The organism is Pseudomonas sp. P5_A12 (genome assembly GCF_056400685.1).
On sequence record NZ_JBFUKU010000262.1, the window covers coordinates 1 to 7,262 of the forward strand.

At 58.0% G+C, this 7,262-nt stretch carries 6 protein-coding genes and 1 pseudogene; all 7 read right to left on the bottom strand.

Features of this window, described 5'->3' with window-relative positions; all coding sequences use genetic code 11:
* Positions 1–175: 175 nt before the first annotated feature.
* Positions 176–949, bottom strand: a complete 774-nt coding sequence (locus tag AC1DSG_RS24640; protein WP_477793232.1) for a hypothetical protein — start codon at positions 947–949, stop codon at positions 176–178.
* A gap of 30 nt (positions 950–979) precedes the next feature.
* Complete coding sequence (locus tag AC1DSG_RS24645; protein ID WP_477793228.1) at positions 980–1,753, bottom strand: hypothetical protein; 774 nt, start codon at positions 1,751–1,753, stop codon at positions 980–982.
* Positions 1,750–2,604, bottom strand: a complete 855-nt coding sequence (locus AC1DSG_RS24650) for a DUF4123 domain-containing protein (RefSeq protein WP_477793229.1) — start codon at positions 2,602–2,604, stop codon at positions 1,750–1,752. The genes AC1DSG_RS24645 and AC1DSG_RS24650 overlap by 4 nt, the downstream gene beginning before the upstream one ends.
* Complete coding sequence (locus AC1DSG_RS24655; RefSeq protein ID WP_477793230.1) at positions 2,601–4,673, bottom strand: type VI secretion system Vgr family protein; 2,073 nt, start codon at positions 4,671–4,673, stop codon at positions 2,601–2,603. Before AC1DSG_RS24655 ends, AC1DSG_RS24650 begins: the two co-directional genes overlap by 4 nt.
* A gap of 194 nt (positions 4,674–4,867) precedes the next feature.
* On the bottom strand, positions 4,868–5,197 hold the full coding sequence (locus tag AC1DSG_RS24660; protein WP_477793233.1) for a GlpM family protein: 330 nt from the start codon (positions 5,195–5,197) through the stop codon (positions 4,868–4,870).
* An 8-nt stretch (positions 5,198–5,205) separates the two neighbouring features.
* Positions 5,206–6,534, bottom strand: coding sequence for a two-component response regulator AauR (gene aauR, locus AC1DSG_RS24665; protein ID WP_477793231.1), 1,329 nt, complete (start codon positions 6,532–6,534; stop codon positions 5,206–5,208).
* Positions 6,531–7,262 (bottom strand): annotated as a pseudogene (gene aauS / locus AC1DSG_RS24670) (two-component sensor histidine kinase AauS); the annotation flags it as partial. The pseudogene aauS and the gene aauR, both read right to left, overlap by 4 nt.

Sequence of the window (7,262 nt, forward strand, 5' to 3'; positions counted from 1 at the left end):
ATTCTTGCCCTTCCGAGTCGGTTACGACGTAGGCCAACCCGGCATAGGGTTCGCCAGAGCCGAACTCGTCGACTAGCTGAAAGCTGCTCCATCGACCCTGTGCGGGGCATGCCAGCACTTGGCTGCTCAGCGGCGATTTGAGTTCTTTTTCCAATGACGTCATGTTGAATTTTCCTTATTCAGTGCAGCCTGGGTAAATGGTGCATTGCTTTCCATCGGGCATCTGAAAACCGCTGAAGTCCTTGTAGTTGCCAAAGCAATACGCATCCTGATCTTCAAAGCCTTTGCCCATGCAACGCTTCCAGCCATTTGGCACTTTGACCCAAGTGTCTCCCCAGCCAGGCCTTTCCTCATCCGCCAACTTGATGCGCATCCTCACGGTTTTTCCCGGCAACTGATCGAGGGTGTACGCCGAAAACGGACGACCCCGCCCCGGTTCGCCCTGCGCATCGGTTTTTTTGCAATCAAGGATTTTTACGATGCGCCGGTTTGTCCCCACAGTGCGAAACAGCCATTGGCATTCGCCGAAGAAGGTACTTTGCCCCGCCTCGTTGAAGGCACGTTTGTACTGCTGGTCCAGTTCATCGCGAATGACGACCCCTGCGGAATCCCCTCCAAAATCACCCCGTGTTTTTCCATAGGTCGCATTGATATCCAGCTCGATGCGACTTACCACCAATGGGCAGCCGTTTCGGGTTCTTCGAATAGTGATTTCAGAGTCGGGTTTGTATTCCGTTCGCCATGCGTTGTTGAACACGGGCGCCAAATTGTCCCTTGTTTCAACGGTGCAGGTTTCACCCTTGGCTGGCACGTAATACACCGCTGCAACGTAAGCAAAATTGGGTGGTAGATCGGCAGTGAAGGTGAATGTGTTCGGCTGGCTGGTGGCGCAGCCTGCGGTTAACGCGAGACAACAGCCCAAAGCAGGGCTGTTAAGCGACTTCACCAGCGGATACGACGTTGTCATGGGGTGATGTCCTTATTCAGTGCAGCCTGGGTAAATGGTGCATTGCCGTCCGTCGGGCATTAAAAAACTGCTGAAATCTTTGTAGTTGCCAAAGCAATACGCATCCTGATCTTCAAAGCCTTTGCCCATGCAACGCTTCCAGCCATTTGGCACTTTGACCCACGTGTCTCCCCAACCAGGCCTTTCCTCGTTGGCCAACTCGATGTTCATCTTCACGGTTGTCCCCGGCAGTTGGTCCGGGGTGTACGCAGCGAAAGGCTGGCCACGTCCCCGCTCGCCCTGAACATCCGTTGTTTTACAGTCGAGGAGTTTTACGATGCGTCGTTTTGTCCCGACGGTGCGGAATAGCCGTTGGCATTCGCCGTAGAAGGTGCTTTCGCCGGCGTTGTTAATGACGCTTTTGTATTGATCTTCCACCTCGTCGCGAATGAATACGCTGGCGATATCCGCGCCAAAATCTCCCCGGTCTTTACCGTAAGTCCCGTAGATTTTCAGCTCGATGCGGCTAATGACCAGCGGACACCCACTGACCGTTCGACGCAGGGCGATTTCAGCATTCGGCTGGTAGTTTTCACGCCATTTCATGTTGTACCCAACTTCCGTATTTCGCCCGCCCGGCACGGTGCAGGTTTCGCCTTTGGCGGGTACATACACGGCAATCGCCTGATACGCGAAGTCAGGTGGTAAATCGGCGGTGAAGGTGAACGTGTTTGACTGGCTGGTGGCACAGCCAGCGGTTAATGCCAGGCAACAGCCCAGACCGGCGGTTCGGAGTGCGCACTTCATAGCGAAGTTTCACCTTGCCAAAATGCCGTTGCGTGGCGCACTCGTTCAAAGTGTTCAGTCGCGCTCTCATCAGGACGCACCTGCCAGTGCGGCGCCAGCGTGTAGGCGGGCGCCTGCAGACTCTGGATCAACAGAAATTCCAATTGTTCCGGCTCGTGCCAGCCCCACGCATCTGCCAAGGCCAGTCGGTCGTGTAACCAGGTGTCTGGGTCATGCAGCTCGGCGAGTCTGACGTAGGCGTTCAGATGCTCTGCCAACAAATAACGATGGGCATTGAGCCGGCGAATTTCCTTGGCCTGCGGAGGTGGGATCGGTGTGTGCAACCAAAGAGGTTCATCAGGCGCTGGATAGGTGCCAGGGGCAGGGTTGAAGGCGGTTTTCCAGCCTGTACCGTTCCAGTAGCACACACTGATCGCCGGCCCGAGGTAGGCCGGGTAGGCCTCGACGGGCAAATGTTCAAGCGCGCGAGCCAATACTCGATTGTCGTGAAAGCGATACAGCGCCTGATGGGGGCGCGTGCCGAAGATCAGCCGCTCGTGCCAGTGACTCACCAGTTTGCGCATCTCACCTTTTGGCAGGCTGGCCAGCCAGCCCCAGTTTCTCTGGGGGTGCTCGAGCAGTTCCTCTATACGGCGGTCGCCGGGTTGGTCCAGGGTGAAAATGAACGGGCCGGCGTCAGCCAGGGCTGCGATGTGGGTGCCGCTGTAGACGCCCAAATACTGTTCAAATTGGCTGGAGTTCAACAAAAACTGGCGCGTTTCGCGCTCATTCTCCGAGTCCAGCACCAGACATATTTCATGGCCAAAGCGCCGCTGTTCGGTCATCCATTGATGGACTAACAAGTCGATCATGCGGCCGCTCCTTCTTTCAGGCAGAGGCCATCCCGGCAGGCTTCGCAGATCGGACAAAAATTCGCCCCCAGCGCATTACTGAGCACCATTAACGCCTTCTGGGAAGGCGCGATGATTGGGGGCAGTTCGGGTGGCGCAGACAAGGCATCAATTGATCCCGGCATCGGTATCGATGCGTCCGAGCCCGGCAGGGGAGTACCGCCAATCTGGATTTGGCTGCTGCTGAAAATTCCACCAGGGCCCATCACAATGTGTTCGCTGCCGGTGCTGATACTGATACCCGCGCCCGCTTTCAGAACCAGGTAATCACCCGCCTCGATGACAAATTTACGGCCCGCTCTGGTCACCAGGGTTTCATCGACTCGGGTGTGGCTGTTACCGGCGACCTGCAGGTAGTCGCTGGCCATGAGCTGTATGTGCCGGTCCCCGGTAATGGTTCGATGTTCTTTGGCTTTCAGTACGGTGAAGCTGTCGCCATTGACGGTTTCCCGACGTTCGTTGCCCACCTCCAGACGGCTATCGTTTTCAACCTTCTGCTCCATATCCCGCTGGGCGCGCAGGTAAATCAATTCCTGGCCGGTACGGTCTTCCAGGTGCAGTTCGTTGAATCCGGTGCTGTCGGGCGAGCTGCGGGAGCGAAATACGCTGCGTGTTTTGTGCTTGGGCAGCTCATAGGGCGGCGGATTCATACTGTTGACAAAACATCCGCTAATCACCGGCTGATCCGGGTCGCCTTCGAGAAAACTGACCAGCACTTCCATGCCTACTCGCGGGAGGGTGCTACTGCCATGCGCATTGCCGGCCCAACCGGTGGCCACCCGTACCCAGAAACTGCTTTTGTCGTCGTGACGGCCTTCGCGATCCCAGAAAAACTGCACCTTCACCCGACCGTATTTATCGCAGTGAATCTCCTCACCTTCGGGACCGGTTACCAAGGCCGTTTGACTGCCGAACATTCTTGGTTTGTCGTGGGTCCGGGGCGGGCGGTAGAACACATCCCAGGGGGTGGCGACGAATTGGTTGCGATAGCCTTGAAAGCCTTCTTCGCCGTCGACGATTGGGCTTGCCGCGTTCTCTTCGAGGACCTGGGGCATCCGGCCTTCGTGTTGAACCTCGGTCAGCAACCACAGCTGGTTCCATTCTTCGAACGGGTGCTCGGACAGTTGCAAAAAGTGTCCGGCGACCAGCGCCGCCTGATCACTTTTTCCCTGCGCTACGTCGCCATCGGCGCGCTGGCGTTCCAGCGCACGACGACTCAGGCGTTTGCCCTGTTCACCCTGGGTAAAGCGGCCAGGGTAATCGTAAATCTCCAGATCGGGCTGGGCATGATCGAGGGGCGGTCGATAGCTGGACTCGAGCAGGATGCTGGCTTTCTCAAAGTCGTAGGCGCGGCGAGCGCTTTTATTGGGGCGGGTCTGCTCCCATACATCAAAGTGATTGATCACCGGTTCCTGCGCGATCATGCCGCTGTCTTGCTTATAGGGCGTTGCACTGTCGAGCCGGGGAAAGAAAGTCTGGTCGTCACCAAACACCTGCACATGCTGATCACGGCGATGCCGAAAGTGGTAGTGCAGCCCTTCTTCCTCGCACAGGCGCTGTATGAAGTGCAGGTCCGACTCACCGTACTGCACGCAGAAGTCACGTGGCGTGTAGGTCGAACCAAGTTGGAACAGGCAGGCGTCTTCGAGGATCCCGTGTTCCGCGAGTAGCCGCTTGATGATTTGCGGGACTGACAGTTGTTGGAAAATCCGCTGGTTAGTGCGCTGTCCGAGATAGGCCAGTTGTGGCACCAAGGTCATGCGATAACGGGTCAGGCGTTTACCGGGACTGACTCGGGCAAATCCGTTCACCTGCCCATGAATGCCGGCACCGCTGTCGTTGAAAGCCAGAAATGCGCGTTTGTGCAGCAGGATTTTTCCGGTGAGATCCCGTCTTTCACTGACCAGTTCAAGATCAAAGACGTAAGGTTGGCTGATGAATTCCTTGCCGGTGAATGAAAGCACCTGAAGGTCGTGCTTGAAGTCGTCGATCGTCAGGCTGAAACGGGCGTGTGGGTTAGCGTCGAACATCCATGACTCCTTGTCCTATGCGTGGCATAGGCTTCGGGACGTTGATGCACCGGTGCAAAAGACCTTCCATGGTCAATTACAACTGAACGTCCTGAAGCCTGTTTCAATGCCACGCTAACAAGGGATTAAACGAATTGATGTCAGACGCTTCCCAAAATGCTGTTACACATCACAGTACTTGCGACGGTTGGTGGTCAGGCCTGGAGGCGGACCCAGACTGACACCAGAACGCTGGCCGCCATCAACCACGCCACCGCCGCCACGGCCAGCGACGCTTCCAACCGCATCCGGTCCACCATCACATACAACGTCGCCAGGTAAACGAAGTAGGGAATGATCGACCACATGCCAAACACGATGGTGGTTTTCAAGTCCTCCACTGAACGCCCTTTGCCGACGATGAAATGCGCAATCAGCGCAAAGGTCGGAAACAACGGCACCAGCCCGGCGATGTAGTAATTTTTGGTCTTGGCTAGCGCCGCCAGAATCAGCACCACCGCCGCGCCCAACGCTGCTTTGAGAATCAGATCCATCAGTGACTCAATCCATACTTTTTAACTTTGTCGAACAGCGTGGTTTTGGCCATGCCCAGTTCCAGGCTGGCCTGGGTCAGGTTGCCGCCGCTGCGCTGCAAGGCATCGCTGAGCAAATTGCGTTCGAAGGCTTCCACCGCTTCAGCAAAGGCCAGGCCCTGATTGCTGCCGCTGGCGCCGGTTTTTTTGAAGGCCGGCAGGCCGAGGGCGAAGCGTTCGGTGACGTTGCGCAGTTCGCGCACGTTGCCCGGCCAGTCGTGGCTCATCAGGTTCGACAGGGTCTGGTTGTCCAGCTCCGGCACGGCGCGGTCAAAGCGCAGGGAAGACTGCTGCAAGAAGTGCTCGAACAGTTGCAGGATGTCTTCGCGACGTTCGCGCAGCGGCGGCAGTTCCAGGGTGACCACGTTCAAGCGGTAATACAGGTCGCTGCGGAATTCGCCGGCCTTGCTGGTTTCGGCCAGATCGGATTTGGTGGCCGCGATCACCCGGCAATCCACCGCCACGCTCTGGTTTGAACCGAGGCGTTCGAGGGTGCGTTCCTGCAACACTCGCAGCAGTTTGATTTGCAACGGCAGGGGCATGCTTTCCACTTCGTCGAGGAACAGCGTGCCGCCGTCGGCATGTTCGATCTTGCCGATCCGCCGCTTGCCGGCACCGGTGAAGGCGTTGGCTTCATGGCCGAAAATTTCGCTTTCAAACAGGTTCTCCGGCAGACCGCCGCAGTTCAGCGCGACGAATTGTTTGGTGTGGCGGCGGCTGAAGTCATGTAGGCAGCGCGCGACCAGTTCTTTACCAGTGCCGGTCTCGCCTTCGATCAACACGTTGGCCGAGGTGTCGGCGACGTTGGCGATCAGTTCCCGCAGGTTTTGCATGGCTGGCGAGCGACCGATGATGCGGCCTTCGAGGGAATCGCGCTCGGCCAGTTGCCGGCGCAATGACGAGACTTCGCGGGCGAGGCTGCGTTGTTCCAATGCACGGCGGGCGACGTCCACCAGGCGTTCGGGGGAGAAGGGTTTCTCCATGAAGTCATAGGCGCCTTTTTGCATCGCGCCGACCGCCATGGAGATATCGCCGTGACCGGTAATCAGCACCACAGGCAAGCTGCGATCGCGGGCCTTGAGCCGGGTCAGCAGTTCCAGGCCATCGATGCCGGGAAGGCGAACGTCGCTGATGACGATGCCGGCGAAATTGTCGCCGACCCGTTCCAGGGCTTCCTCGGCGCTGCCCACGCCGACGCAAGGAATGTCTTCCAGGGTCAGCGCCTGTTGGCAGCCGAGCAGTACATGAGGATCGTCTTCGACGATCAGCACACTAAGGTCGTTGTTCATATTGGCTCGGCGGGAGTGGGGCTTACCAACGGTAAACTAAGGACGAAGGTGGTACCACCGCTGGCAGGGTGTTCGACGCCCAAGTGCCCGCCGGTGGCGGCAGCCAGACTGGCGGACAGGGTCAGGCCGAGGCCCAGGCCTTGTGCGCCGGGTTTGGTGGTGAAGAACGGTTCGAACAGATGCTTGCGTGCTTCGGCGTCGATGCCGTGGCCGTTGTCGCGCACGCGAAGGCGATATTTACCGTCGAAAACGTCACCCTCCAGCCACAGCTCCGGCAGCGGTTGGGCCTGCATGGCATCAAGGGCGTTGCCGACCAGGTTGACCAGAATCTGCTCCAGGCGGGTCTGATCGATCTGCACTTGCACATCTGTGAAAGCGCGATGCAGTTGCAGGTGCGCACTTTCCACCCGACTGCCAAGCAGTTGCAAGGCGGCGTCTACGGCTTTGCCAAGGCTGGCCTGGCCTTTGTCATCACCGCGACGCGCGAAAGAGCGCAGGCTGGCGGTGATCCGGCCCATGCGGTCGATCAGTTCATTGATGGTATTGAGGTTGGTACYGGCCACGTCCAGTTGTCCACGCTCCAGAAAGCGTACGGTGTTGCCGGACAAGGTGCGCAGTGCCGCTAATGGCTGGTTCAATTCGTGGGCGATGCTGGTGGACATTTGGCCGATGGCGGCCAGTTTTCCGGCCTGTACCAGCTCATCCTGGGCGCGGCGCAGCGTATCTTC